Source organism: Streptomyces sp. NPDC053542 (assembly GCF_044544685.1).
Taxonomy (GTDB): domain Bacteria; phylum Actinomycetota; class Actinomycetes; order Streptomycetales; family Streptomycetaceae; genus Streptomyces.
On the sequence record NZ_JBITXL010000013.1, the window covers coordinates 38,557 to 64,590 of the forward strand.

26 protein-coding genes are annotated in these 26,034 nt (G+C 72.8%); 7 read left to right on the forward strand and 19 right to left on the reverse strand.

The window, feature by feature from the left end:
• Window positions 1-109: 109 nt before the first annotated feature.
• Together ACIGXO_RS30860 and ACIGXO_RS30865 are read left to right on the forward strand one after the other, a co-directional pair.
• Window positions 110-361 carry a hypothetical protein gene (locus ACIGXO_RS30860; RefSeq protein WP_399793418.1) on the forward strand — a complete coding sequence of 84 codons (252 nt, stop codon included), beginning with the start codon at window positions 110-112 and terminating at the stop codon, window positions 359-361.
• 137 nt (window positions 362-498) lie between these two features.
• Complete coding sequence (locus tag ACIGXO_RS30865; protein ID WP_399793420.1) at window positions 499-1,467, forward strand: LysR family transcriptional regulator; 969 nt, start codon at window positions 499-501, stop codon at window positions 1,465-1,467.
• Here the strand turns inward: ACIGXO_RS30865 and ACIGXO_RS30870 are convergent.
• Genes ACIGXO_RS30870 through ACIGXO_RS30880 form a run of 3 tightly spaced genes read right to left on the reverse strand, consistent with a single transcriptional unit; the run spans window position 1,457 to window position 4,210 of the window.
• Complete coding sequence (locus ACIGXO_RS30870; RefSeq protein WP_399793734.1) at window positions 1,457-2,248, reverse strand: SDR family NAD(P)-dependent oxidoreductase; 792 nt, start codon at window positions 2,246-2,248, stop codon at window positions 1,457-1,459. The two genes, ACIGXO_RS30865 and ACIGXO_RS30870, sit on opposite strands and share 11 nt — an antisense overlap.
• Window positions 2,249-2,270: 22 nt before the next feature.
• Complete coding sequence (locus tag ACIGXO_RS30875) at window positions 2,271-2,798, reverse strand: cupin domain-containing protein (protein WP_399793423.1); 528 nt, start codon at window positions 2,796-2,798, stop codon at window positions 2,271-2,273.
• 50 nt (window positions 2,799-2,848) lie between these two features.
• Complete coding sequence (locus tag ACIGXO_RS30880) at window positions 2,849-4,210, reverse strand: sugar porter family MFS transporter (RefSeq protein WP_399793425.1); 1,362 nt, start codon at window positions 4,208-4,210, stop codon at window positions 2,849-2,851.
• A 197-nt stretch (window positions 4,211-4,407) separates the two neighbouring features.
• Between ACIGXO_RS30880 and ACIGXO_RS30885 the strand changes: the two genes are divergently transcribed.
• The 3 genes from ACIGXO_RS30885 (at window position 4,408) to ACIGXO_RS30895 (ending at window position 7,202) form a co-directional block, all read left to right on the forward strand.
• Entirely contained in the window at window positions 4,408-5,232 is an 825-nt protein-coding gene (locus tag ACIGXO_RS30885; RefSeq protein ID WP_399793427.1) for an amidohydrolase family protein, read from the forward strand.
• Between the two features lie 126 nt (window positions 5,233-5,358).
• Complete coding sequence (locus tag ACIGXO_RS30890; protein ID WP_399793429.1) at window positions 5,359-6,144, forward strand: SDR family NAD(P)-dependent oxidoreductase; 786 nt, start codon at window positions 5,359-5,361, stop codon at window positions 6,142-6,144.
• Window positions 6,145-6,254: 110 nt separating this feature from the next.
• Window positions 6,255-7,202, forward strand: a complete 948-nt coding sequence (locus ACIGXO_RS30895; protein WP_399793431.1) for an aldo/keto reductase — start codon at window positions 6,255-6,257, stop codon at window positions 7,200-7,202.
• Between the two features lie 16 nt (window positions 7,203-7,218).
• Here the strand turns inward: ACIGXO_RS30895 and ACIGXO_RS30900 are convergent, their stop codons facing one another.
• From ACIGXO_RS30900 to ACIGXO_RS30945, 10 genes are all read right to left on the reverse strand, one after another.
• On the reverse strand, window positions 7,219-8,265 hold the full coding sequence (locus ACIGXO_RS30900; protein WP_399793433.1) for a CDP-alcohol phosphatidyltransferase family protein: 1,047 nt from the start codon (window positions 8,263-8,265) through the stop codon (window positions 7,219-7,221).
• A gap of 111 nt (window positions 8,266-8,376) precedes the next feature.
• On the reverse strand, window positions 8,377-9,045 hold the full coding sequence (locus tag ACIGXO_RS30905; RefSeq protein ID WP_399793435.1) for a hypothetical protein: 669 nt from the start codon (window positions 9,043-9,045) through the stop codon (window positions 8,377-8,379).
• The gene (locus ACIGXO_RS30910) at window positions 9,042-9,878 is read right to left on the reverse strand and encodes a carbohydrate ABC transporter permease (protein ID WP_399793437.1); all 837 of its coding nucleotides are present in this window, start codon (window positions 9,876-9,878) and stop codon (window positions 9,042-9,044) included. Before ACIGXO_RS30910 ends, ACIGXO_RS30905 begins: the two co-directional genes overlap by 4 nt.
• Window positions 9,878-10,834 (reverse strand): carbohydrate ABC transporter permease, encoded by a 957-nt coding sequence (locus ACIGXO_RS30915; RefSeq protein WP_399793736.1) that lies wholly within the window; start codon window positions 10,832-10,834, stop codon window positions 9,878-9,880. Before ACIGXO_RS30915 ends, ACIGXO_RS30910 begins: the two co-directional genes overlap by 1 nt.
• 11 nt (window positions 10,835-10,845) lie before the next feature.
• Window positions 10,846-12,120, reverse strand: coding sequence for an ABC transporter substrate-binding protein (locus ACIGXO_RS30920; protein ID WP_399793439.1), 1,275 nt, complete (start codon window positions 12,118-12,120; stop codon window positions 10,846-10,848).
• 3 nt (window positions 12,121-12,123) lie between these two features.
• Window positions 12,124-12,870, reverse strand: coding sequence for a cupin (locus tag ACIGXO_RS30925; RefSeq protein ID WP_399793441.1), 747 nt, complete (start codon window positions 12,868-12,870; stop codon window positions 12,124-12,126).
• 15 nt (window positions 12,871-12,885) lie between these two features.
• Window positions 12,886-13,833, reverse strand: a complete 948-nt coding sequence (locus tag ACIGXO_RS30930) for a PmoA family protein (protein WP_399793443.1) — start codon at window positions 13,831-13,833, stop codon at window positions 12,886-12,888.
• A gap of 7 nt (window positions 13,834-13,840) precedes the next feature.
• Window positions 13,841-14,962, reverse strand: a complete 1,122-nt coding sequence (locus ACIGXO_RS30935; RefSeq protein ID WP_399793445.1) for a Gfo/Idh/MocA family protein — start codon at window positions 14,960-14,962, stop codon at window positions 13,841-13,843.
• A 158-nt stretch (window positions 14,963-15,120) separates the two neighbouring features.
• Window positions 15,121-16,749 carry a phytoene desaturase family protein gene (locus ACIGXO_RS30940; RefSeq protein ID WP_399793447.1) on the reverse strand — a complete coding sequence of 543 codons (1,629 nt, stop codon included), beginning with the start codon at window positions 16,747-16,749 and terminating at the stop codon, window positions 15,121-15,123.
• 1 nt (window position 16,750) lies between these two features.
• Complete coding sequence (locus tag ACIGXO_RS30945) at window positions 16,751-17,224, reverse strand: SRPBCC family protein (RefSeq protein ID WP_399793449.1); 474 nt, start codon at window positions 17,222-17,224, stop codon at window positions 16,751-16,753.
• A gap of 133 nt (window positions 17,225-17,357) precedes the next feature.
• Here ACIGXO_RS30945 and ACIGXO_RS30950 point away from each other — a divergent pair, with 133 nt between their 5' ends.
• Window positions 17,358-18,422: an SDR family oxidoreductase gene (locus ACIGXO_RS30950; protein ID WP_399793451.1), complete on the forward strand. Its 1,065-nt coding sequence runs from the start codon at window positions 17,358-17,360 to the stop codon at window positions 18,420-18,422.
• Here the strand turns inward: ACIGXO_RS30950 and ACIGXO_RS30955 are convergent.
• From ACIGXO_RS30955 to ACIGXO_RS30980, 6 genes are all read right to left on the reverse strand, one after another.
• On the reverse strand, window positions 18,355-19,842 hold the full coding sequence (locus ACIGXO_RS30955) for an APC family permease (RefSeq protein WP_399793453.1): 1,488 nt from the start codon (window positions 19,840-19,842) through the stop codon (window positions 18,355-18,357). The two genes, ACIGXO_RS30950 and ACIGXO_RS30955, sit on opposite strands and share 68 nt — an antisense overlap.
• Window positions 19,842-21,383, reverse strand: coding sequence for a GMC family oxidoreductase (locus ACIGXO_RS30960; RefSeq protein ID WP_399793455.1), 1,542 nt, complete (start codon window positions 21,381-21,383; stop codon window positions 19,842-19,844). The genes ACIGXO_RS30955 and ACIGXO_RS30960 overlap by 1 nt, the downstream gene beginning before the upstream one ends.
• A 39-nt stretch (window positions 21,384-21,422) precedes the next feature.
• Window positions 21,423-22,889, reverse strand: coding sequence for an aldehyde dehydrogenase family protein (locus ACIGXO_RS30965; RefSeq protein WP_399793457.1), 1,467 nt, complete (start codon window positions 22,887-22,889; stop codon window positions 21,423-21,425).
• A gap of 111 nt (window positions 22,890-23,000) precedes the next feature.
• Window positions 23,001-23,843, reverse strand: a complete 843-nt coding sequence (locus ACIGXO_RS30970; RefSeq protein ID WP_399793459.1) for a cytochrome c oxidase assembly protein — start codon at window positions 23,841-23,843, stop codon at window positions 23,001-23,003.
• Window positions 23,830-24,375, reverse strand: a complete 546-nt coding sequence (locus tag ACIGXO_RS30975) for a DUF2243 domain-containing protein (RefSeq protein WP_399793461.1) — start codon at window positions 24,373-24,375, stop codon at window positions 23,830-23,832. The genes ACIGXO_RS30970 and ACIGXO_RS30975 overlap by 14 nt, the downstream gene beginning before the upstream one ends.
• 77 nt (window positions 24,376-24,452) lie before the next feature.
• Window positions 24,453-25,043, reverse strand: coding sequence for an AAA family ATPase (locus ACIGXO_RS30980; RefSeq protein ID WP_399793463.1), 591 nt, complete (start codon window positions 25,041-25,043; stop codon window positions 24,453-24,455).
• A gap of 90 nt (window positions 25,044-25,133) precedes the next feature.
• Here ACIGXO_RS30980 and ACIGXO_RS30985 point away from each other — a divergent pair, with 90 nt between their 5' ends.
• Window positions 25,134-25,928 carry an SDR family NAD(P)-dependent oxidoreductase gene (locus ACIGXO_RS30985; protein ID WP_399793465.1) on the forward strand — a complete coding sequence of 265 codons (795 nt, stop codon included), beginning with the start codon at window positions 25,134-25,136 and terminating at the stop codon, window positions 25,926-25,928.
• The last annotated feature ends 106 nt before the right edge of the window (window positions 25,929-26,034 follow it).

Consider the following 26,034-nt stretch of genomic DNA (forward strand, 5'->3'; position numbering starts at 1 on the left):
TCCATTCAGGTGACGGAGTGTGTGACAGCTGTGACGTGTGGTTACTCATCGACTGCCGGGCGGCGGAGGAAGCCGCCTCGCCCCTGTGCAACCAATGGAGGAACCGAAGATGAACCGCACTGCGAAGCGCCTGACCGCCGTCGTCGTTCCCGTGGCAGCCCTGATCCTGGCGGCCGGCGGCACGGCCGTGGCCGACGACCCCGAGTTCCTGAACACCAAGATTGCGTCCACCGACTCCGGTTACCAGAGCGGCTCCGCCAGCGAGCACCACGGTGCGTCGACCGCGGGCGCGGAGACCCACACCATGCTCGTGGAGACCGGCGCCGACAACAGCGCCGACGATGACGACAGCGACGACTGATTCGGCGCTTCCAGCCGGCCGGGCCTCTTGCGCGGGGGCCTGCCGAGCACCAGGTTGTGTCCGCTTTGCGGAGACGGCCCAGCCCCGCTCTGCTCCGGCAGAGCGGGGCCCGCCGTGTACAAGGTGGGGAGCGAGACATGGAACTGCGTGATCTGGAGTACTTCGCCCTGGTGGCCGAGGAGTTGCACTACGGCCGCGCCGCGGCCCGGCTGCACGTCGCGCCCGCCGCCGTCCGCCGTCGCATCCGCGACCTGGAGCGGGAGCTGGGCCTCGTCCTCTTCGACCGGACGAGCAGCCATGTGGAGCTCGCCGCAGCGGGCGGCGAACTGCTGCCCGCCGCGCGCCGCACACTCGCCTCGGCCGCCGAGATCGGGGACACCGCGCGCGCCCTGCGCGCCGCCCGGCTGGGCGAGCTGCGCATCGGCTGCGCCCCGGGCGCGGCCCGCCTCGTCGACGTACTGATCGGCAAGGTGGCGCGCGCACGGGCCGACGTGGCCGTGGTGTCCGTCCCCATGTGGAGCCTTCAGGCACTGGACGCCCTCGTACAGGGCGACCTCGGCTTGGCGCTGGTCCGCGACCCGCTGCCGCCGCACGGCACGTCCTCCCTGATCGTCGGGAGGTACCGCGACGACCATGTGGCGGTGCCCGCGCCCGGGCCGCTGACCAAGCAGGTCCCGGTGCCGCTCGGCGCGTTCGAGGGCATGCCGTTCCTCATCAACGAGCGGGACACCGCGCCCGGCGTGCACGACGCGACCGTACGGTTCTTCGCCGACCACGGCGTGGCCCCGCTCTGGCAGCACCACCGGCTGCGCGAACAGGAGCAGCTGCTCGCGCTGGTGGCGGCCGGCACGGCGTCCGGGCTGGTGCACGCGCACCCCGCCGACGTCTCCGACCCCGCCAACATCGCCTGCCCGGGCGTCGCCGTCCTGCCGCTCAGCGAGCCGGGCCCCGAGCACCGCTTCCACCTGGTCTGGCGCGCGGACGACGACTCCGAACTGCTGCGCGCGGTCATCGACCTGATCTGCGATCACGGCTGCGACCTGGACGAGCCGGAGAACGGGCCGGAGAACGGGCCCGAGGCGGGTCAGGAAGGCGTCACCACGTAGGACGGGCGCTGACGCCGCCGTCCACGACCAGGTCGGTACCGGTGATCCAGGAGGCCGCGTCCGAGGCGAGGAAGACGCAGGCGTCGCCGACGTCCTCGGGGCGGCCGAGCCGGGTCAGCGGCGCGGCGCGGGTCCACCGGTCGACGCCCTCCGGCCAGTCCGCCTCCAGACCCGGCCGGCCGATCAGGCCGGGGGAGACGGTGTTGACGCGGATGCCGAGGGGGCCGTACTCGAGGGCTGCCGAGCGGGCGAACATGATCAGCGCGGCCTTGGCGGCACTGTAATGCGCATGCCCCGGCGCGGGCTGGGAGCCCTCGATCGAGGCGATGTGCACGACCGAGCCGCCGTCCCCGCGCCGCATCGCCCCGACCGCCGCCTGAGTACAGCAGAACGCGCTGGTCACATTGGCTTCGGAGAGCCGCCGCCAGTCGGCCGCCGTCATCTCCGCGAGCGGCTGGACCGGCTGGATCCCGGCGTTGTTGACGAGGACGTCCAGCCGGCCGCGCCAGGAGGCCGCCGCGTCGACCAGTTCCCGGCACTCCTCCTCCCGCGTCAGGTCGGCCCGCAGGGCCAGCGCGCTGCCGCCCTGCCCGGTGATCTCCGTGACGAGGGCGGCGGCCTGCTCCTCGCTCCGGTGCCAGTGGGCCACCACGGCAGCCCCGGCCCGCGCGAGCCGCCGGGCGATCCCGCCGCCGATGAGCCCGCCGGCGCCGGTGACCAGGGCGACCCGGCCGGCCAGGATGCCCGCCCGCTGCCCGTCACCCAGCTGCCCGTCACTCATCCGCTCGTCACTCGTCCGCTCTTCACTCATCGCCGGCCCCGTCCGGCATCCGCAGCGGCGCACCGGGCCGGCACAACTGCCTGATCCGCTCGGCGTACTCGGGGTACTGCCTGGTCAGGACGTCCACGTCGCCGCCTTCGTAGTCGGAGGGCAGAAAGCCGGGCGCCATCGTCGTCCCGCACAGCGACCAGCTGCCGCCCGGGATCACCCGGGCGCCCATCCACGTACCCGCGGGCACCACGGTCTGCACCTCCTCGCCGGTGCCGCCGAGGAGCACGGTCCGTCCGGCGTCGCCCGGCCCGAGGAGCAGCAGTTCGACCGGATCGCCCCGGTAGAAGTGCCAGATCTCGTCCAGGGGCAGCCGGTGCAGGGCGGAGAAGCCACCGGCGTCCGTGGTGAACAGCACCATGATCGCCGAGCCTGCCGGGCGGCCCGTGGCGTCCGGCGGCCCCGCCCACGTCCGGCGGAACAGCCCGCCCTCGGCGGGCAGCGGCCGCAGTCCGTACCGCTCGGCCACCTCGGCCGCCGTCGTCCCCTCCGTACCCGGCACGGTTCGCCCCTCTCGTCGTCGCGGCGTCGTGCGGTACTCAGCTTGCCGGGCTACGCGCGCCGTTGCCAGTACCGCTCGATCTCCTCCAGGGAGCGGCCGGCGGTCTCGGGGACGCGCCGGGCGACGTACCACGCGGCGAGCGCGGACAGCACGGCGAAGACGGCGAAGACGGAGCTGCCGATCGCCTTCAGCACGTCCGGGAAGGCCAGCGCGAAGGCGAAGTTGAGCAGGTACTGGGTGAAGGTGATCACCCCCATGCCCAGCGCCCTGGCCCGCAGCGGCAGCACCTCCGGGCAGTACAGCCAGAACACCGGCCCCAGCCCGAAGCCGAACGCGAAGGTGTACACGAACACACAGAGCACGGCGAGGACGGAGACATCGGGGAAGAGGGCGAGCGCGACCATGGGCGGGACCTGCGCGGCCAGCGAGATGGTCAGCAGCTTCACCCTGCCCAGGCGTTCGATGAAGGGCAGCGACGCGGCGGTGGACAGGACCAGCGCGGCGCCGACGCCGTAGTTCGCGATCGTGCCGGCCTGGGCGCCGTTGCCGCCGGTGAGGTGGGAGAAGATGACGGGCGCGTAGTAGACCACCGCGTTGATGCCGGTGAAGACCTGGAAGAAGGTCAGGATCAGGGTGATGCGCAGCGCGGGACGGTAGGTGCCCGCCAACTCTCGTAGTCCCGCGTGCTGTTGGGCCAGGCTGTCGCGGATCTCGGTGATCTCCGCCTCCGCGGTCTCCGGTGCCGCGCGCAGCCGGCGCAGGACGCCGCGGGCCTCCGCCTCGCGCCCGTGCGTCATCAGCCAGCGCGGGCCCGCCGGGCTGAGCACCATGCCGGCCAGGAAGACCACGGCGGGCACGGCGCCCAGGCCGAGCATCCACTCCCACGCGCCGGCTGCTGACAGTGCGTCACCGACGCCGTATGCCAGCAGGATGCCGACGTTGACCGCGAGCTGGTAGAGCGCGGTGATGCGGCCGCGCAGATGCTTGGGCGCGAGCTCGCTGAGGTAGATCAGGCCGAACATGTTCGCGATGCCGACGGCGAAGCCGAGGACGAAGCGGGAGACCATCAAAGCGACCGCGTTGGGGGCCAGGCCGCAGGCGACCGAGCCGACGACGAAGACGACGCCCGCCAGGATCAGCAGATGGCGGCGGTCCCAGCGGCGGGCGGCGAGCGAGCCGCCGACGATGGCGGGCAGCGCGCCGAGCAGCAGCAGGCTGGTGACCAGGCCCTGCCCCGTGGCGTCGAGGCCGAACCGGTCGGTCAGCGGTTGCAGCGCGCCGGAGATGGCTCCGGAGTCGTAGCCGTACAACAGGCCGGACAGGCCGCCGAGTACGGCGATCCAGTGCACCCGCCGGGGCACCTTCTCGCCGCCCCGCGCGGCGGCTCCGGCCGGGGACTGGACCTGTGCCACGGGTGACCTCCGAGGGGGTGGCGGACGGGAAGGACACGGGCGGGCCGGGTCCGAGGGCGACAATGGTGTGCACCCCATCCATCGTCAAGAGGTCCGACCTATTGCCATCCGGGCTCCCCGGGAGGTATCCGGTATCCCTGTATCCGCAGGACGAGGTCACCGGCCGTACGCGGCGCCGGCCCGCTCCGGGAGGACCAGTGATCGATGCGCACCACCACCTCTGGAATCCGGCCGTCCGCGCGTACCCCTGGCTGGATCCGGACGCCCACGCGCCGATCCACCGCGCCTACGCCCTGGACGACCTCCGGAAGGAGGCGGCGGCGCACGGCGTGACCGCGACCGTCCTCGTGCAGACCGTGGCCACCGCCGCGGAGACCGCCGACTTCCTCGCGACGGCCCGCGCCTCCGGTGGCCTGATCGCCGGCGTCGTCGGCTGGACGGACCTCACCGCACCCGAACCCGCCCTGCCCGACGCCCCGTTGCTCGTCGGCGTACGGCATCAGGTCGAGGACGAGCCCGACCCGCGGTGGCTGGTCCGCGCCGACGTCCTGCGCTCGCTCGCCGCGCTCGGCGCCCGCGGGCTCGTCTACGACCTGCTCGTACGGGCCCCGCAGCGGCAGGCCGCGCTGGAGTGCGTACGCGGCCTGGACGAGGTGCCGTTCGTGCTCGACCACGCGGGGAAGCCGGGCATCGCGGCGGGGGAGTGGGAGCCCTGGGCGTCCTGGATCGCATCCATGGCGGCCTGTGAGAACACCGTGTGCAAGCTGTCCGGGCTGGTCACCGAGGCGCCCTGGCACACCTGGACGGCCGGGCTGCTGCGGCCGTACGCCGAGCACGTACTGGCCGCTTTCGGCGCCGACCGGATCCTGTTCGGCTCGGACTGGCCGGTGTGCGAACTCGCGGGCGGCTACGCCGCGGTGCACGCCCTCACCGACGACCTGCTGCGGTCGTGTACGGCGACCGAGCGCGCGGCGGTGCTGGGCGACACCGCCCGCCGCGTCTACGGCCTGGACGCCGGGTGACACCGGCTGACATCGCATGACCTCTTGTGCCGCCGCTCCGCAGGACCGTATGTTCACGTCGCGGAGCAATACATCCGATGTATCTCGGCAGAGCGGTCGACGGAAGGCACTCCAGGAGGAGCGGGCATGAACGACATGGACGGCCTCGACGACATGAACGGCCTCAAGGCCCTGGTCACCGGCGGCGCCTCGGGCATCGGCCTGGCCGCCGCGCGGCTGCTCGCCGCGCGCGGCGCCCGGGTGGCCGTACTGGACCTCGTGACCGACAAGCTCGACACCGCCGGGGAGCCGCTGACCGGCTACCGGGCCGACGTCAGCGACGACGATTCCGTGTGCGGGGCGGTCGGTGCCGCGGCCCGCGACCTGGGCGGCCTCGACATCCTGGTCAACAACGCCGGCATCGGCGCGGCCGGCACCGTCGAGGACAACACCGACGCCGAGTGGCACCGCGTCCTGGACGTCAACGTCCTCGGCATCGTCCGCACCAGCCGCGCGGCACTCCCGTACCTCCGGGAGTCCGCGCACGCCGCGATCGTCAACACCTGCTCCATCGCGGCCACCGCCGGACTGCCGCAGCGCGCGCTGTACTCGGCCTCCAAGGGCGCCGTCCTCTCGCTCACCCTCGCCATGGCCGCCGACCACGTCCGCGAGGGCGTCCGCGTCAACTGCGTCAACCCCGGCACCGCCGACACCCCATGGGTCGGGCGGCTGCTGGACGCGGCCGACGACCCCGAGGCCGAGCGCGCCGCGCTCAACGCCCGGCAGCCGATGGGCCGCCTGGTCACCGCCGAGGAGGTCGCCGCCGCCATCGCGTACCTGGCCTCGCCCGCCGCCGCCTCGGTCACCGGCACCTCGCTCGCCGTGGACGGCGGCATGGCGGGCCTGCGGCTGCGCCCGGAAGGGCAGCGGTGACCGGCGGCACACCGGACGCGCGGAGGGGGAACGCGGCGCCACCCGGCCCGGCCGGACGGGCGGCGCAACCCGGCCCCGCCGGCCACCGCCGCACCCTCGGCCGCAGCCAAGTGCCCCTCACCGCCCTGTCCTTCGGCGCCGCCGCGCTGGGCAACCTCTACACGGCGATCTCCCGCGACCAGGCCACCGCCACCGTCGACGCCGCCTGGGACGAGGGCATCCGCACCTTCGACACCGCGCCGCACTACGGACTCGGCCTGTCGGAACGGCGGTTGGGCGCGGCACTGGGCGAGCGGCCGCGCGACGCGTACGTGCTCTCCACCAAGGTGGGCCGGCTGCTGCGCCCCGGCGGGCCGGGCGGCGACGACCTCGCCCACGGGTTCGCCGTGCCGGCCACCCACAGCCGGGTCTGGGACTTCAGCGCGGACGGCGTCCGGCGCAGTATCGAGGAGAGCCTGCACCGGCTCGGCCTGGAACGTATCGACATCGCCTATCTGCACGACCCTGACGACCACGCGGAGCAGGCGTTCGGCGAGGCGTACCCGGCGCTCGAACGCCTCCGCGCCGAGGGCGTGGTCCGGGCGATCGGCGCGGGCATGAACCAGACCCCCATGCTCGCCCGCTTCCTCCGCGACACCGACGTCGACGCGGTCCTGCTCGCCGGCCGCTACACCCTGCTCGACCCCTCGGGCCTGGACGAGGTCCTGCCCGAGGCCGCCGCGCGCCACCGTGGCGTCGTCATCGGCGGCGTCCTCAACTCCGGCCTGCTCGCCGACCCGCGCCCCGGCGCGACCTACGACTACACGCCCGCGGCGCGCCCCGTACTGGAGCGCGCCCTGCGCCTCAAGGCCGTCACGGAACGGCACGGCGTACCGCTGCGCGCCGCGGCCCTGCATTTCCCCTTCGGCCACCCGGCCGTCGCGAGCGTCCTGACCGGCCCCCGCTCACCCGCCGAGGCGAGGGACGCAGCCGGACTCCTGCGCTGCCCCGTACCGCCGGACATGTGGGCGGAACTCCGGGCGGAGGGACTGCTCCCGGAGTACGTACCGGTTCCCTGAGGACCGGTACCGGCGCTCAGGCCGCCGCAGCCGGTGTCTTCGCGTTCTCGAAGGAGTCGAGAGTACGGGCGAAGTCCCGGGTGGAGAGGAGCAGCTTGTAGACGATGGCGAGCTCGAAGACGAGCAGGAGGACGGCGGAGACGACCGTGACGGGGATGACCGCGTCGAAGAGCGGCCCGACGATGAAGACGCCCATCTGGAACTCGATGCCGCTGATGAGGTGCGTACGGACGCGGTGCCGCAGCAGGTAGGAGCGGGCCCGCAGATAGCCGGGGAAGCGGCTGCGGAACTCCCGCTGCAGGTCGATGACGTCGGCATTCTTCCGCCGCTTCTTCGCCGGAACGGCCATCAGCACCGGAGCGCTCTCCGTGCTCAGCGTGGTCAGCACCGGCGCGCTCTCCGAGCTCAGCGTGGTCGCGGCGTCCTCCGCCCGGTCCTGCTGGAGGTTCTGCTGGATGTCCTGCTCGATGTCCGCCTCGGGGTTGTCGCGCAGCAGGTCCTCCATGAACGCGACCTCCGCCGTGTCCTCGGCCCGCCGCGCCGCCCGGATGCGCGCCTTGATCTGCTTGCGCATCGTGTGCCGGGTCTTGAAGATCTCCAGCGAGTTGATGTACCGCAGGCCGTCGAGCGCGACCACGCCCGCCGCGAGCCAGATGTAGAAGGTGTCGCCGGTGCGGTGGTACTGACCGCCCATCAGGGCGACGGCGCAGGCCATCACGCGGATGCGGTCGAAGATGTAGTCCAGCCAGGCGCCGAAGACGGAGCCCTGGCCGGTGAGCCGGGCGACCTTGCCGTCCATGCAGTCCAGGATGAAGCTCAGGTGGTACACCACGGCACCGGCGACGAGCCAGCGCCAGTCGCCCTGCGTGAAACACGCCGCCGAGACCAGGCCGAGGAGGAGCGCGCCCCAGGTGATCTGGTTCGGGGTGATCCGCGTGCGCATCGCGGTCTGCCGCACCAGAGGAGTGGCGACCGGGTCGACCAGCAGCACGGTCCACCATGCGTCCCGCTTCTTCTGGGTAAGGCGACGCACCTCGGCGAGGGGCGGTATGTCTCTGCGCATCTTCGTCTTCCTGGTGTTTATACGGGCTTCACCTGAAGTTAAGGAAGTAATTGGTGATTGCACAAGGTTCGCCCGGGGCAACCTTTTGCCGGGGATAAGGGTCGTAGGTGATCAGTGAGTCGATGCCTTTGGTGCGTCCGCCGTCGCGAACGGGCCCGCCCGGCGCGCCTCGACCGCCGTCAGCGCCACCGCCAACGGCCCCGGCAGCAGGAAGAGCAGGGGCGGTACGGTCCACGCGCACACCGCGGCAGTGGCCAGCGCCAGCAGCACCAGGAGACTGCCGGGGAGGTCTTGCACGGTGCGCGCCGCGCTCGCCCGTACCGCGGCCCGCCAGCCGCCCGCCGCACCGTCCGGCAGGCTTTCCGCCGCGGCGGGCTGCGCACACGCCCGCAGCCCGGTCACCGCCAGTACCGCCCCCACCGCCGCCAGGAACAGCGCGAACGGCCCCGCGCCCGGCAGCCCCGCGGCCGCCAGCGCCGCGTCCGCCGCGACCAGCGCGCCGAGCCCCAGCAGCACGCCGCCCGCGGCCAGGTCGGCGCGCCACCGCCGGGCGCGCAGCGCGGCGAAGTACCGCCCGGCCGTGCACGGCTCGTCGTACCACTGCCGCCTCCGCAGCAGCGTGCACGCCGTGGCCAGCGCGGCCGGCGCCGTCACCAGCGGCAGCGCGGCCACCGTCGTGGCGAGCCCGATGGCGAGCACATCGGCGAAGAACGCGAAGCGCGGCCCGAACAGCTCGCCGGGCTCCCGCCGCGCGGCCGCCGTGTCCGTCGGGGCGCTCATCCCTTGACCCCCGAGTTCGCCATGCCCTCCACCAGGAAGCGCTGGAAGGCGAGGAAGAAGAGCACGATCGGGAGCAGCGCGAGGACCGACATGGCGAACATCGGGCCGTAGGCGGACTGGCTGGAGGTGTCCACGAAGGTGCGCAGGGCGAGCGTGAGCGTGTATTTGTCCGGCTCGAAGAGGTAGATCAGCTGGGTGAAGAAGTCGTTCCAGGTCCAGATGAAGGTGAAGATCGCGGTGGTGATCAGCGCGGGCCTGGTGAGCGGCAGCACGACCCGCGCGAAGGTACGGAACGGCCCGCAGCCGTCGATCTTCGCCGCCTCCTCCAGCTCGCGCGGCAGCCCGCGCATGAACTGCACGATGAGGAAGACGAAGAACGCGTCGGTGGCCAGGAACTTCGGCAGCACCATCGGCCAGAAGGTGTTCACCATGCCGAGCTGGTTGAAGACGATGTACTGCGGGATCAGCACCGCGTGGTGCGGCAGCATGATCGTGGCGATCATGAAGGCGAACAGCGGCCCGCGCATCCGGAACCGCAGCCGCGCGAAGGCGTACGCGGCGAGCGAGCAGCTCAGTACGTTGCCGAGCACGGCGCCGACCGAGATGGTCAGCGAGTTGCCGAAGAGCTTCAGCAGGCTGACGCCCTCGATGCCGGCCGCGGCCGTCGTGTAGTTCTCCGTGGCCAGCCGGGAGGGCAGCAGCGCGAGGCTGGCGAGGACCTCGTCGGCCGGTTTGAAGGACGTCGCGACCAGCCAGCCCAGCGGGTACAGCATGACGAGCAGGACGAGGAGACAGCCGGCGTGCAGGGCGATGCGGGAGCGGGTGGCGGTCATCAGCGGCCCTCCTCGTTCGCGTAGAAGACCCAGGAGCGGGAGGTGCGGAAGAGCACCGCGGTGACGATGCCGATGGCGATCAGCAGGACCCACGCCATCGCGGAGGCGTAGCCCATGTGCGAGGCGGTGAAGCCGCGGTCGTAGAGGTAGAGCGTGTAGAAGAGGGTGGAGTCGGCGGGGCCGCCGCGGCCGGCGCTCACCGCGAACGCCGGGGTGAAGACCTGGAACGCCTGGATGGTCTGCAGGACGAGATTGAAGAAGAGGACCGGGGACAGCATCGGCAGGGTGATCGAGACGAACTGCTGCCACCGCCCGGCGCCGTCCACCGACGCCGCCTCGTACAGCTCCTTCGGTATCTGCTGCAGCCCCGCCAGGAAGATGACCATCGGCGCGCCGAACTGCCACACCGTCAGCAGCGCCACGGACAGCAGCGCCCAGCCGGGGCGGTTGACCCAGCCGCCGGTGTGCAGGCCCAGGGACCCGAGGACGTTGTCGACGGTGCCGCCGTCGTTGAACAGCGCCCGCCACACCAGCGCGATGCTCATCGAGGCGCCGAGCAGCGACGGGGCGTAGAAGGCGGAGCGGTAGAAGCCCTTGCCGCGCTTCATCGACTTCAGCGCGACCGCCACCGCCAGCGCCAGGGCGAGCTGGAGGGGCACGGCCACCAGGACGTACAGCAGGGTGTTCGCCACCGAGCGGAGCAGCCGCGGGTCCTCGGTGAACATCTGTTTGTAGTTGCGCAGGCCCACCCAGGACGGCGGGTCGAAGAGGTTGTAGTCGGTGAAGGAGAGGTAGAGGGAGACCGCCATCGGGAGGAGGGTGAGGACGGCGGCGCCCAGCACCCAGGGGGAGAGGAACACCCAGGCGGCGCCCTCCCGCTCCCGCTTCGGCCGCCGCTTCCGCGGCTGCGCCACGGGGGCCGGACGCTGCCGGGGGAGCGCGGCCGCTTCGTCCATCGTTCGGGTGCTCACGGCCTCAGCTCCGTCCGTGCCTCGGTGAGGAAGTCCTCGGCGACCTCGCGCGGGGACGCCTGCTCGAACGCCACCTGGTCGTAGTCGCGCTGGAAGGTCGACTGCAGGCCGTTGTCACCGCGCGGCGGCGCGGCCGGCGGGTCCTTCAGCCTGCCCTCCAGGGCTTCCTGGAGCCCGGCGACCTGCTGCTGGAAGCCGGCGACCTCCGGCAGTACGCGGGTCCGCTGCCGGCTGTTGACCGGGGTGCCGCGGTCCACGCCGAGGATGTCGGCGGCCTTGTCCGAGTTGAGCAGGAAGTCGATGAACTTCGCCGCCTCGCGCGGGTGCGCGCTGCCGGCGGCGATCCCGAGGAGCATCGACGGCTTGAAGTACTGGCCCGGGGTGCCGTCCGGGCCCGCCGGCATCGGCGCGAGCGCCAGCCGGTCCCCGTACACGGCCTCGTAACCGGCAGACGGGGCGTCCCAGTTGAACTCCGCGACCGCACGCTTGCGGCCCATCGGCGAGTCCTCGACCGAGCCCGCCATCTGCGTGGTGTCCTCGGCCCGGCTGACCAGCCCCTCCTTGCGCAGCTTCGAGGTGAAGGCCCAGAAGCGGGCGAGGTCGGCCGCACGGAACGCGGTCTGCCCGTCGGCGCCGTACAGCCGCTTGCCCTGCCCGCGCAGCCAGACCTCGAACCAGTCCTCCATCGAGCCCGGGTCCGTCATGGGCCGCTCGTACCCGGCGGCCTTCAGCTTCCGCACCGCGTTCGCCCAGTCCTCCCAGGTCCAGCCGGCCTTCGGGGTGCGCAGCCCGGCCTTCCGCCAGGCTTCCTTGTCGTACGCCATGGCCTGCGTCCCGACGCCCATCGGCAGCGCGTACTGCACGCCGTCCACCTGCCCGGTCTTCAGCAGCCCGGCGTCCATGTCGCCGGTGGGCAGCGCCTTGCGCTGAGTCCCCAGGTCGAGCAGCACCTCGGAGCCCGCGTACTGGCTGATCTGCCGGTAGTCCAGCTGGATGAGGTCGGGGACGTCGCCGCCCGCCGCCTGCGTGGCCAGCTTCTGCTTGTACGACTCGTAGGTGGAGTAGGAGGTCTGGATGTCGATGCCGGGATTCGCCCGCTCGAAGGCGGCGACGGCCTTCTCGGTGCGGGCTGCCCGGTCCGCGTTGCCCCACCACGTGAAGCGGAGCGTGACCTTGCCGCCGGCGGCGGTGGAGGCCCCACCGCCGCCGCAGCCCGTAAGGGCCAGGCAGAGCGCGAGCGCGAGGGCCGCGAGAGTTCTCGGACGCCGCACGGCTCACTCCCCGTAGTACGGAAGCGTCGTGCCGGGCAGTTCGTACTCGTCGCGGCGGCCGCACATGCCGTATCCGCCGCGCCGGGTCGGGCCCGCCGACCGGACCCCGCCCTCGGCCAGATGCGCCGCGTCGCCCCCGGCGAGCGCGGTCAGCTGCCGCCCCGTCCGCTCGGCGGCGGCCAGCGCGCCCTCGCGCCAACGCGCCTGCCAGCTCTCGACCTTGGGGGCGACGAGCCGGGCGGCCGCCTGCTGGAAAGCACGCAAGGGCCCGTCGTCACCATCAGCCAGCGCCGTACGCAACGCCTGGTACCCCTCGACGGCGAGGTCCCGCCGCCTGCGCGCACCGGCCTCTGCCTCGGGCCCCTCCTTCGCGGGCAGCGCGGCGGCAGCGGCGTACGCCGCCGGATCGGCCAGCACCTCGGGCGGGAAGGTGAAGACCGCGTCCCCCGCCTCCGGCAGCCCGCCGTTCTGCATCAGCACCGTCACCCGCAGCCCGGCGCCGTTGACCATGCGGTGCACCGTCCCCGGCGTGAACCACGCGATCACGCCCGGCTCCAGCGGCGTCTCGCGGTAGCCGTCCGCCACGCTCAGCGTCTGTACGGCGCCCCGGCCCCCGGTGACGACGTACGCCTCCGTGCAGGCGAGGTGCAGATGCGGGCTGCCCCCGCACACGCCGTCGGCGGCTTCCCACTCATAGGCGCCGATGTGCGACAGTCCGATGCCGCCCGGCAGCGGCGCGTCCATGACCATGATCAGTTCCCTCCCTCACCAGGCCAGCGACTTCAGATGGGCCTCGATGCGGGGCACGTCCCACGCCCCGTCGGCCACCAGCACCCGGTACCGGTACGCGAAGGTCTCGCCCGGTTCGAGCGCGAACTCCTCGAAGAACGCCCAGGAGAACGCGACGCTCGGGATCGGCTCGGAGCGCACGAACCAGTGCGAGGCGTGCACGGCATCCGCGTTCTCCGGGGCGTGCGCGAAGGCCAGGGTGGCGTGCCCGTCCACGTCGTCGTGCTCGCCGACGACCGCGATCCACGGGTACTCGGCGGCGGGCTGCCCCATCGTCTCCTCGTCGGTGCTCGGGCCGGCCAGGGTCAGCACCTGCGCACCGGTGAAGGCCCGGGGGCCGCGCCACTGCAGCCCGGTGTAGCCCGCCATCTCCCGCCCCGCCGTCGTCGGCGACCCGAAGCGCAGCGCCTCATCACGGACGTTGGTCAGCCGGATCGACCAGTCGATCGCGTATGCGCCGGCCTCGGCGTCCACCGAGTGCACCGCGACCGTGCGCCGTTCGCGCGCCCACTCCTGGCCGCCGTTCTCGACCCAGGTGAGCGCTTCGGTGAAGTCCAGCCGGTCCTCGGCCACCTCGAAGGAGTCGAAGCCGTCGTGGCGCATCGAACCGACGCGCTCGTGGAGCGGCAGGTACCCCTCTCCGTGCACATAGGAGTTGCCGCCCCAGAAGTTCTGGCCCGACAGATGGCTCGCGGTCATCTGCAGGCCCTTGTGCCAGCGGTGGTCGTGGGGCCGGTAGCCGCTGACCGTGTGCCCCGCGAGGGTGCGCAGCGGGTGCACGTACGGCTTGCGGGACTCGAAGGCCACCGGGTCGGGGGCGTAGACGTACGACAGCAGCTCGGTGCCGCCGGCGGCGACCCGGATGCGCTCGCCGTGGGTGTGGGTGACGGTGATCGGGGTTCCTGCGTTCGTGGGTGCGCTCATGCCGCGGTCACTGCTCCTTCGGTGCCCAGTCGGGGTGGTTGCCGTGCATGGCGAGGTAGTACGGGTCGTCCGGGCCGATCTCGCCCGCGCCGACCGGCCGTCCGGTGAACGCCGACTTGTAGAGCGCGGCGAGGAATTCCAGCGTGCGGCGCGCTTCCGTGCCGCTGCCGGGCGGGCGGACGCCCTTCTCCATGGCGTCCAGGAAGCCGTCCAGCTGCGCGGCGTGCGAGCTGGGCACGTCGGCGGCCGGGGTGCGCCAGTGGGTGGTGCGCCGCTCGTCGTCGCGGGCGTGCACGGCCGGGGTGTACGCCCAGTCGTCGTTGGAGTGCCCGTACAGATGCGTCAGTTCGACGGTGGCGTCCGCGCAGTCGATGCGGATGCGGCTCACCTCGTCGGGGCTGAGCACGCTGTTCACGACGGTGGCCAGGGTGCCGTCGGCGAACCGGACCAGCGCGGTGGAGACGTCCTCGCTCTCCACGTCGTGCACCAGCCGGCCCGCCATCGCCCGTACCTCGGCCCAGTCGCCGAGCAGATGCAGCAGCAGGTCCATCTGGTGGATGCCGTGGCCCATGGTCGGCCCGCCGCCCTCGGTGGCCCAGCGGCCGCGCCAGGGAACGGAGTAGTACGCGCGGTCCCGGTACCAGGTGGTCTGGCAGTGCGCGACCAGCGGCCGCCCCAGCTCCCCGGAGCGCAGCAGCTCGCGGGCGTGCACCGCGCCCGAACCGTACCGGTGCTGGAAGACGACGGAGGCGTACGGGCCGCCCTCTTCGGCGCCCTCCGCCGCCGCGATGGCGTCGTACTCGGCGAGCGAGAGGCACAGCGGCTTCTCGCACAGCACCCAGGCACCGGCCCGCAGCGCGGCCCGCGCCTGCTCGGCGTGCAGGGCGGGCGGGGTGCCGAGGAGGACGAGGTCCGGGCGCTCGGCGGCGAGCATCTCGGCGAGGTCGCCGTAGCCGTGCACCTCGTCGCCCGCCAGCTCGCGGAAGGCGGTGAGCCGCGCGGGATCGGTGTCGACGGCGGCCACCAGCCGTACGCGGCCGTGCAGTTCGCGCAGGGCGGGCAGATGGCTGCCGGTGACGATGCCGCCGGTGCCGACGACTGCGGCGCGGACGGGGGCGGAAACGGGCATGCAGGGACAGCTCCTTCGGATAGAAAGCGCTTACCGGCTGGCGACACTAGGCCCGCGCCGCGCATCACGACAAGACCCCTGCAGCAAGGGAAGTCCGGGGGGACGAACGGTGACCGAATGCTGGAACGGCTTGGACGCAGGCTCTTTGCCGCAGGCTCTTACGTGCGGCCCTTCTCGCCCCCGCGCCCCCGCTTGGCGAGCGCGCCCTGTGCGGCGGCGAGGAAGCGGGCCGGGCCGCCCGCGCGCAGGGCGGCGCGTGCCGCGTTCGCGCCCGGTGCGCCGTGCACCCCGCCGCCGGGGTGGGCGGACGCCGAGGCGAGGTAGAGCCCGGGCACCGGGGTCTCCGGGCGGCCCGTGCCGGGCAGCGGCCGGAAGACCAGCTGCTGGTGCATGTTGGCGGTACCGCCGTTGAGCGCGCCACCGTGCAGGTTGCCGTTCATGGCCTGCAGGGTGGGCGGCGCGAGGATGCGGCGGGCCCGGACGCGGCCGCGGAAGCCGGGCGCGAACCGCTCCACCTGCTCCTCGATACGGTCGGCCATCGCCTCCTGCTCGCCCGCATCCCAACGCCCCGTCAGATCGTCGGGCCCCGCGTCCCCGCGCACGGTCTGCGGTACATGGGTGTACGCCCACGCCGACTCCGTGCCGGCCGGCGAGCGGGTGGCGTCCGCCGTCGTCATCTGGCCGAACAGTGCGAACGGCCGGTCGGGCACCAGCCCCATGGCGATCTGCGCGGCGAACCGGGTCAACTCGTCGACCCCGTCGGCGAGATGGACGGTGCCGGCCCGGGCGGCCTCCGGCGCGGTCCACGGCACCGGACCGGCCAGGGCCCAGTCGACCTTGAACGTCGCGAAGTCCCACTGGAACCGGCGCAGATCGTCGAAGATCCGCGCCGGCAGGTGCCCGGCGCCGACCAGTTCGCGGTAGAGATCCGGCGCCGGCACGTCCGCCAGCACCGCCCGGCCGGCCGTGACCGTTTCGCCGCCTGTTGTGCGTACCCCCACGGCGCGGCCGTGCCGCACGACGACCTCGGTCACGCGTTCCCCACAGCGCACGGCGACGCCGCGCTCCGCCAGCCGGGTGACCAGCGCGTCGGTCAGCGCGCCGGAGCCGCCGACCGGCACCGGGAAGCCGACGGCCTGCCCGAGCATGGCCAGCAGCCAGCCGTAGCCACCGCTGCCCGCCGCCTCCGGCGCCAGGTCCGCGTGGAGCGCGTTGCCCGCCAGCAGCAGCCGGCCGCCGTCGCCCGTGAACTCCTCCTCGCCCAGCCGGCGTACCGGCAGCACCAGGCTGCGAGCCAGCCGCAGCCCGCCGGCGCCGCGCAGCCGGGCCGCCAGCCGGGCCCCGGCGCGCACCGGCGGGAACGGCGTGAACAGCGCCCGCATGATGTCCTCGCCGAGCCGGTCCCAGATGCCGCACAGGTGTTCCCACGCCTCGCCGTCCCCCGCCCCGAAGTCCGCCAGCCCGGCCGCGGTCACCGCCCGGTCGCGGGCCAGCACCGCGCACCTGCCGTCCGTCAGCGGGTGCGCGAGGACGTGCGGCGCGTGGCTCCAGCGCAGCCCGTACCGGTGCAGCTCCAGCCCGCGCACGACCGGCGAGGCGGCCGCGAGCGGGTAGAACGCGCTGAAGACGTCGCTGATGTACTCCGGATGGACGCCCCGGTCGCTGCGGACGGCGCCGCCGGGCTCGGGCTGCGCCTCCAGTACCGTGACGCTCCAGCCCGCGTCGGCGAGGAGGTTGGCGGCCACCAGGCCGTTGGGCCCCGCGCCGATCACCACCGCGTCGGGCATGTCACCGGCCCGTCGCGCGCCCGGCCCCGGCCTCCATCTCCCGGGGCAGCTCCTCGACCACCTTCGCGAGGCGCTTGAGCATATTGCGGTGGCGCAGCTGCAGCAGGGCGTCGAGGGCGAAGTTGTGGAGCAGCCCGCCGTAGCCGCGCAGCGGGTGCTCATCCAGAATGACCAGCGTCTCCTCGCCCCAGGGGCGGATGTCCAGCGCGATCCGGGCCGAGCCGAGCGGGTCGCAGTACGCCTCCAGCTCCAGCCACCGCGGCGGCTCGTGCCGCCGGACGACGGTACGGCCCGCCAGCTCCCGGCTGCCCAGCCGCAGCGTGTAGCAGATGGAGGAGCCGACGTCCGGCCAGTCGCCGTCCTGCGGGTTGGAGGCCGAGGGTCCGACCACCCAGTCGCCGTACTGGGTGCAGTCCTCCAGCACCGCCCAGACGGCGGCCGGCTTCCGGGCGATGAGCTGGTGCCGTACGGCCATGGCGCACTCCATGCGAGGTGACGGAGGGTGGGCGGTGGATGATCCGATATGTGTGCATTATGCCCGTCCGGGTACGTGTGGCGCGACAGTCATCACGGCCCGGTCCGCGGCCGTACGTATGGAGGAGGCGGCCATGGTGGCCCAGGGCGAGGGCGGCGTCGTAGTGATCACCGGCGCGTCGAGCGGCGTCGGGCGGGCGTGCGCCGAGGCGTTCGCGGCCCGCGGCTGGCACGTCGTACTGGCCGCGCGGCGCGCCGAGGAGCTGAACGAGGTCGCCCGCCGCTGCCGCCGGCGCGGCGCCGGGCGCGCGCTCCCCGTCCCCACCGAGGTGACCGACGCCGCCGCGGTGGACCGGCTCGCCCAGGAGGCCGTCGCGGCCTTCGGCCGGATCGACGTCTGGATCAACAACGCCGCCGTCGCCGCCTTCGGCGCGCTCGACGAGATCCCGGCCGACGTCTGCCGCAAGGTGATCGACACCGACGTCATGGGCTATGTGTACGGTGCCCGCGCCGCCCTCACCGTGATGCGCCGCCAGGGCAACGGCACCCTGATCAACGTCTCCTCGGTCGTCGGCGTCTCACCGGTCCCGTACAACGCCCCGTACGCGCTGGCCAAGGCCGCCGTCCGGGCGCTGGGCACCAGCCTGCGCCAGGAGCTGTGGCTGGAGGGCCACCGGGACGTGCACGTCTGCACGATGCTGCCCGCCACCATGGACACCCCGTTCTTCGAGAGCGCCGCCAACTACTCGGGCCGCGAGGTCCTCCCGATGGCCCCCGTCTACACCCCCGAACGGGCGGCCCGGAAGGCGCTGCGGCTGGTCCGCTCGCCGCGCCGCGAGGCGTACGTCGGCCCCGCCGCCGCGGTCCTGGCCCTCCAGACGAAGCTCACGCCGCGCCTGATGGAGAAGGCCCTGGCGTACCAGATGAACCGCGCCCACCTGTCCCGCACCGAACCGGCCCCGGACACCGCGGGCAGCGTCGCCCACCCGCTGCCGGGCGGCGCCGTCCGCGGCGGCTGGGCCGGCGGCCGCCGCACGGCGGGCCGCCGCCTGGCCACGGCGGTGGTGCTGACGGGCGCCGCGTACGCGGCCCTGTGGGCGACGGGCGCCCGCGCGCCCGGAAGCCGCCGGCTCAGCGCCGCGACTCCGGGATCGCGTCCCCGCACGGGGCGTCGCCGCGCCCGTAATGGTGCGTGGTGAACATGTAGACCAGGCCCACCAGGACGACGACGCCGCCGCACAGCAGCACGATGTAGTTGTCGTACCAGGGGGCCTCGGGCGTGCGGGCCCAGCAGATGTTGATGATGGCGAAGATGCCGTACGCCAGCGCCCCGGCGTTCACCAGCAGGCCCCAGCGGCCGAGCCGGTACTCGCCGTTCGGCTTCCAGCCCTTGAGCCGGGCGCGCAGCGCGGCCAGTACCACCATCTGGAACGAGCCGTAGATGCCCAGGATCGCGAACGACACGATCTTGGTGAGCGCGTCCTCCGACACCAGGGAGCCGAAGGCGATGATCGCCGGGATGACCGCCGACACGAAGAGCGCCCAGCCCGGCACCGCCCTGGCGTGCGCGAACTTCCGCAGCAGCCGGTGCCCGACGATCATCTGGTCGCGCGCGTACGAGTAGATCAGCCGGCCGGCCGCCGCCTGGAGGCTGATCGTGCAGGAGAGGAAGGAGATGAGGACCACGGCCATCACCAGCCGGGCCCCGACCTCGCCCAGCGCGTCGTACAGCAGGTGCACCACCGGGTCGGTGTCCTTCCCGGAGATCACCGCGCGGTAGTCGGTGACGGAGAGCAGCAGCGACAGACAGGTGAAGGTGGCCGCCGCGCCGCCCACGTAGATCGTGCGGCGCATCGCCTTCGGAATCACCCGGCCCGGGTGCTCGACCTCCTCGGCGGTGTCCCCGCACGCCTCGAAGCCGTAGTACTGGTAGAAGCCGATGATCGCGGCCGCCAGGAAGACCGGCAGATAGCTGCCGTCGCCCTCGGTGCTGTACGTGTCGAAGATGACGCCGAGGTTGTGCTCGCGGTGGGTGGACAGCAGGTAGATGCCGACGATCAGCGCGCCGATCAGCTCCGCGCCGAAACCGATCACGGCCGCCGCCGAAAGCGCCTTCGTACCGGCGTAGTTGATGAGCACGGCGACGATGATGAGGATCACCGTGCACAGGACGGTGGTGTGGACGGTGGGTTTGAAGCCGATCAGGATGGCGATGTACGGGCCCGCGCCGTACGCCACCGACGTGATCGTGACCAGCAGCGCCCACATGTAGATCCAGCCGGTCATCCACGCCCAGCGCTTGCCCCACAGGTGCCGCGCCCACGGATAGACCCCGCCCGCGATGGGGAACTGCGCGACCACCTCACCGAAGATCAGCGCGACCAGGAACTGACCGCACCCGGCCAGCACGAACGCCCACACCATCGGCGGGCCGCCTTCGCCGAGCGCGGTGGCGAAGAGGGTGTAGGTGCTGACGACGGGGGAGAGGTAGGTGAAGCCGAGCGCGAAGTTCGCCCACGGGCCCATGTCCTTGCGGAACTCCGAGCCGGGGACGGACCCGTCGCCGCTCTCGCTCCCGCCGCCGGCCGCGCCGCCGGCCGGGGTGTTCGCCGTAGTCATCACCGACCGCCTCCGTCCGCGCCCCGCAGCAGGTCGGCCGCCCGTTCGGCCGCCAGCAGGACCGTCACCATCGGGTTGATCGTCGGCATCGTCGGGAAGAGGGAGGCGTCCACGACCCGGATGCCGTCCAGGCCGCGCACCCGCAACTGTGGATCGAGTACGGCCGCGGGATCGTCGTCGCCGCCCATCTTGCAGGTGCCCGCCGGGTGGTACACGGTGTGCGCGGCCCGCCGCCCGTACTCCGACAGCGCCGCGTCCGAGGTGACATCGGGGCCCGGCGCCACCTCCCGCTTCAGCCAGTCCCGCAGCGGCGGTGTCGCCGCCACCTCGCGTGCCACCTTCAGCCCGTCCACGATCGTCTTCTCGTCGTGCCCGTCCGGATCGGTGAAGTACCGGAAATCCAGCGCCGGTTTCTCCGCCGGGTCGGCGCTGCGCAGCCACATCCGGCCCACGGAGCGGGCCCGCGGCACGTTCGGCGTCATGCACACGCCGTGCTCCAGCCTCGGGTAGCCCAGCCGCTCCGTGTTGACGGTGAACGGCACCTGGTAGAAGTGGAACATCAGGTCGGGCCGTGGCCCGCCGTCCGGGTCGCGGCGCAGGAACAGCCCGGCGTCGGAGTCCATCGCCGAGTTGGGCGGCAGCGGCCCGTCCGTCTCCCAGACGATCACCGACTCCGGGTGGTCCAGCAGGTTCTCACCCACACCGGGGAGATCGGCCCGCACTGTGATCCCCAGCTCGCGCAGCTGATCCGCCGGGCCGATGCCGGAGAGCAGCAGCAGCCGCGGCGTGTCGATCGCGCCCGCGCACAGCAGCAGCTCCCGCTCCGCCCGCAGCGTCGTCTCCGTCCCGTCCGCGGACCGCACCCGCACGCACGTCATCCGGCCGTCCCCGGCCGGCACCACCTCGTGCGCCCAGGTCTCCAGCTTCAGCGTCAGATTCGGCCGGTCCAGGACCGGATGCAGATACGCGACCGACGCCGACGACCGCTTGTTCCCCTCCGCCTCGTACGCCAGCGAGAAGAAGCCCACCCCGTCCGCGAACGGCCGGGCGTTGAAGTCCTCGACCACCGGCACGCCCAGCGCGGACGCCGCGGCCGTCACGAAGTCCTTCGCGATCGGATTGCGGTCCTGCTCCGCCACCGGCACGATCTTGTTCTGCAACCGGTCGCGGTACGGCAGCACCGTCGCCGCGTCCCAGCCCGTACAGCCCAGCGCCGCCCACTCGTCCATGTCCTCCGGCAGCGGCAGAAAGCTGATCAGCGTGTTGTGCGAGGAACAGCCGCCCAGCACGCGCGCCCGCGAGTGCACGATGTGCGAGTTCCCGCGCGGCTGCTCCACGGTCGTGTACCCGTAGTCGTACTCGGACTCCAGCAGATTGATCCAGTTGCGCAGCCGCAGGATCTTCTCGTCGCCCACGTCGCTGGGCCCGCCCTCGACCACGCACACCCGGCAGCCGGGATCCTCGGTCAGCCGCGCGGCCAGGACGCAGCCCGCCGTCCCGCCGCCCACGATGACGTAGTCGAACTCCGTACCGTCGCCCATGCGCCGTTCCTCGCTCCCTCCGGTCGCCACGCCCGCGCCTCAGCCCTTGAACCAGCCGGAAGGCGCCGGCCGGAGGTTCTGGTAGATGTGCTTGGCCTCCTGGTACTCGCGCAGCCCGGTCGGTCCCAGCTCGCGACCCACCCCGGAGTGCCCGAATCCGCCCCACTCGGCCTGCGGGACGTACGGATGGAAGTCGTTGATCCAGACCGTGCCGTGCCGCAGCCGCTGCGCCACCCGCTGCGCCCGGCTCGCGTCACTGGTCCACACGGCGCCCGCCAGCCCGTACTTGGTGTCATTGGCGAGCCGTACCGCGTCCTCCTCGTCCCGGAACCGCTCGACCGTCACCACCGGGCCGAACACCTCCTCCTGCACGATCCGCATGGACCGGTCGCAGTCCGCGTAGATCGTCGGCAGGACGAAGAAGCCGCGGGAGAGCTCGGGGTCATCGGGGCGGCGCCCGCCGCACACCAGCCGCGCGCCCTCGTTGCGGGCGACCTCCAGATAGCCCTCCACCTTCTCGCGGTGCTCGGCGGAGCTGAGCGGCCCGCTCTCGGTGTCCTCGTGCATGCCGTTGCCCAGCCGGATGCGCTGCGCCCGGTCGGCCAGCGCCTCGACGAACCGGTCGTACAGCCCTTCCTGCACGATCAGCCGCGACCCGGCCGAACACACCTGCCCGGAGTGCAGGAAGGAGGCATCCAGCGCGTAATCCACCGCGGCCTCGAAGTCGCAGTCTTCAAAAACCACATTGGGGTTCTTGCCGCCCAGCTCCAGCGCGATGTTCTTCACGTCCGCCGCGGCGCCCGCCATGATCGTGCGGCCGGTGGCCAGCCCGCCGGTGAAGGACACCATGTCCACGTCCGGGTGCTGGGTCATCGCGGCGCCGACCGTCGAGCCGGGGCCGAGGACCAGGTTCGCCACCCCGGGCGGCGTACCCGCCTCCTCCAGCAGCCGGAACAGGATGATCGTGGTCAGCGGCGTCGTCTCGCTCGGCTTCAGGACGAAGGTGTTGCCGGCCGCGAGCGCGGGCGCCACCTTCCAGGTCGCCTGGAGCAGCGGGTAGTTCCACGGCGCGATCAGCGCGCACACCCCGATGGGCTCGTACACCACCCGGCTCAGCACGTCCGGGCCGACGTCCACCACCCGCCCGCCGTCCTTGTCGGCGATCTCGGCGAAGTACCGGAAGGCGTTCGCGATGTCCTCGATGTCGAGCCGGGACTCCGCGATCGTCTTGCCGGTGTCCTGCGTCTCGGTGCGCGCGATGTCCTCCAGGTCGCGCAGCAGCAGCTCGTACACCCGGTGCAGGACGTCGGCGCGGCTCCGGGTCGCGGCGTTCGCCCACTCGCCGGCGTCGAACGCGCGCCGGGCGGCCCGCACCGCCCGGTCGACGTCCGTGCCGTCCCCGTCGTCGACGGTCGTCACCACGGAGGCGTCGAACGGATTGACCACATCACGCCGGCCGCCCGCCGCCGCCCCCGTCCACTCACCATCGATGTACAGGTCAGCCATCTGCCGCTCTCCTCGCTCCCCGCCACTCCGGGGCCGTACGCCGGGGCCTGGACCCGCACCATGGTCCTGAGTCGACGGCGACGCGCGGCGGGGCGCACCGAAGGGAGCCGGCTAGGGCGGGGAAAGTGACTCGGTCGGGCTAAGGGCCGGTGCCGTTGGCCTGCGTGGGTTCCGGGCCGGGCGCCAGGTGGCGACCAGGGCGCCGGCCAGCAGCAGCTCGGCGAGGTCGCCGCCGTAGTACATGAGCTCCGCGCCGCCCCGTACCTGGTCGACCGGCGCGTGCACGCCGATGAGGAAGCCGCCGTACAGGAGCTGCGAGAACGCCGCGTGGAGGGCGACGGCCACGCCCAGCAGCACCAGCCGGGCGGGCACTCCCGGGCGCGCGGGAGCGGGGTCCGGCCCCGCCACGACCCAGGCGAAGAGGCAGCCCGAGAGCAGGAAGTGCGCGTGCACCAGCCAGTGCAGGGCGGGGTGCGCCGCGGTCACGTCGTACAGCGGGGTGCCGTACAGGACCGCGAGCGAGCCGGTGCTCAGCAGCAGCGCGGTGACCGGGTGGGCGACGAACCGGAGCGGGCGGCTGTGCAGCACACCGGTCAGCCGCCGGGCCCGGCGGGGCGGCAGCGTCCGCAGCAGCAGCGTCACCGGCGCACCGAGGACCAGCGCGAGCGGCGCGTACATCCCGATCAGCAGGTGCTGGGCCATGTGCCCGCGGAAGTCCCCGTGCGCGAAGGCCCCCAGCGGCGGCAGCAGCGCCCCGGCCACCAGGGCACACCCCGCGAGGAAACTCGCGGTGCGCCAGGGGCTCCAGCCCTTGGCGGAGCGGCGGGCGGTCCGCCGTACGAGCAGCAGATATCCGGCGGCGAACAGGAACAGCAGGCCCACCGCCACCGCCGTCGGGAGCGGCCCGCCGGGCAGCGGATGCCCGCCCCCGGCGTGATGCTCATGACCACCCATCAGACGCCCCCGCATGGTTCAAGGCCCGGCCGCCGCGCTGGAGCGCCCAGCCCCCGAGAAGCAGCAGCGCCCCCACCACCAGAAACCCGACGTCCCACCAGACCTGGTACGGCCCGCCGTGCACGTGATGGATGCCGAGGATCTGGTGGTCCAGCACCCCCTCGACGAGGTTGAACAGCCCCCAGCCCGCCAGCACCCAGCCCCACAGCACCCGGGACGCCCACACCCGCCGCCGGCCGTGCGTCACGCGCGAGTACAGCACGGCCAGCCCGATGAGCACCGCGAGCCAGCACACGGTATGAAAGACGCCGTCCCAGACGGTGTTCATCTCCAACCCGGACACCGTGTGCGGCGAGTAGTACTTGACCCCGATGCGATCGGTGTTCGTGCTGGTCAGCATGTGATGCCACTGCAGGAGCTGGTGCAGCAGAATCCCGTCGACGAATCCGCCGAGCCCCACCCCCAGCACGATCCCCGGCAGCCGGATGCTGCGGGGATCGGGGCCTGCGCGTACCTCTCCCGTGGTGGCCATACGGTCGCTCCTTCCTGGTGGAGACACCGGGCTCCGCCGTCCCGGCCCTCGTACCGGTTCCCGGTCGCGGCCCCGCGTCACGCCCTGTTCCGGGCCTCCTGCACCGACCGCAGCACGGCCCGTACCCGTTCCTCGACCGGCGCCCGCGCCAGCTCGACCAGCTCGTAGCCGTACTCCGTGTACGCCTCGACCATGGCGAGGTACGTCCGCTCGGCCTCCTCGGGGGACTGCTTGCGCTCCGCGTCCACCGTGTAGATCTCGGGCCAGAAGGGCGCGATGAACACCCGTCGGTGGTACCGGTACGCCTGCGCCGCGGCATGCACATGGTCCGGTACGGGGAGCCCCTGCAACCGCAGGTAGCCGACGATGTCGGGGACCCCGCGGTCGAAGAAGACGGGCCCCGCGTGCGGAGCCCCGGAGGCCGCGGCGAGCCGGTACGAGCGCAGTTCCCAGCTCAGCATCAGTTCGGCGAAGAGCGCCGGATCGGTCCAGGGCAGGCCGCGTCCGCCGATGGCGGCCTGGTCCCGGATCACGCCCCGGCCCGCCTCCTCCGACCGGGCGTACCCGGCCGCCGCGAGACGGTCGATGAGCGTGCTCTTGCCGGCGCCGGGACCGCCGGTGACGACGACGAAGCGGTCGGCGGGCGGAGGTACGGGGACTGACGACATGGTGGATGCCTTTCGTGCCGTTATGGGGTGGAGTGGGCGGGACGTGGCAGCCTGCAAGGGCGCAGGCAACTCGGGAAACGGAGCTCACGCATGGAGCTGGACCTCACAGGACGGACCGCGTTGGTCACCGGATCGACGCAGGGGATCGGGGCGGCGATCGCCGTGGGGCTGGCGCGGTCGGGGGCGCGGGTCGCGGTCAACGGGCGGAACGCCGCCCGCGTCGACGAGGCCGTCGCCCGGCTCGGGCAGGAGGCGCCCGGCGGGCGGTTCGTCGCCGCGGCCGCGGACGTGACCACGGAGGAGGGGACCGCCCGGTTGGCGGAGGCGCTGCCGGACGTGGACATTCTCGTCAACAACCTGGGCATCTTCGGCGCGCAGGATCCGCTGGAGATCAGCGACGCGGAGTGGCGGCGGTACTTCGAGGTGAACGTGCTGGCCGCGGTCCGGCTCACCCGAACGTACCTGCCGGGCATGACCGGGCGCGGCTGGGGCCGTATTCAGTACATCGCGAGTGACTCGGCGGTGGTGATTCCCGCCGAGATGATTCATTACGGGATGTCGAAGACCGCCCTGCTCGCCGTGGGCCGCGGCTTCGCCAAGCAGGCGGCCGGTACCGGCGTCACGGTCAACTCCGTCATCGCCGGGCCGACGCACACCGGCGGTGTGCGGGACTTCGTGTACGAGCTGGTGGACCGCGATCTGCCGTGGGACGAGGCGCAGCGCGTCTTCATGCGCGAGCACCGCCCGCAGTCACTCCTGCAGCGGCTGATCGAGCCGGAGGAGATCGCCCATATGGTCGTCTATCTGAGTTCCGAGCAGGCGTCGGCGACGACCGGTGGCGCCGTCCGGGTCGACGGCGGTTATGTCGACTCGATCCTGCCCTGAGCGGCACCGGCGCGGTCCGTGGCCTCCATACGGACCAGTCCGGCGGGCGAGCCGCCGTCCGGGCGGGTGAGGCTGGGTGTCCGATCATCCGCTTCGGAAGGTGCTG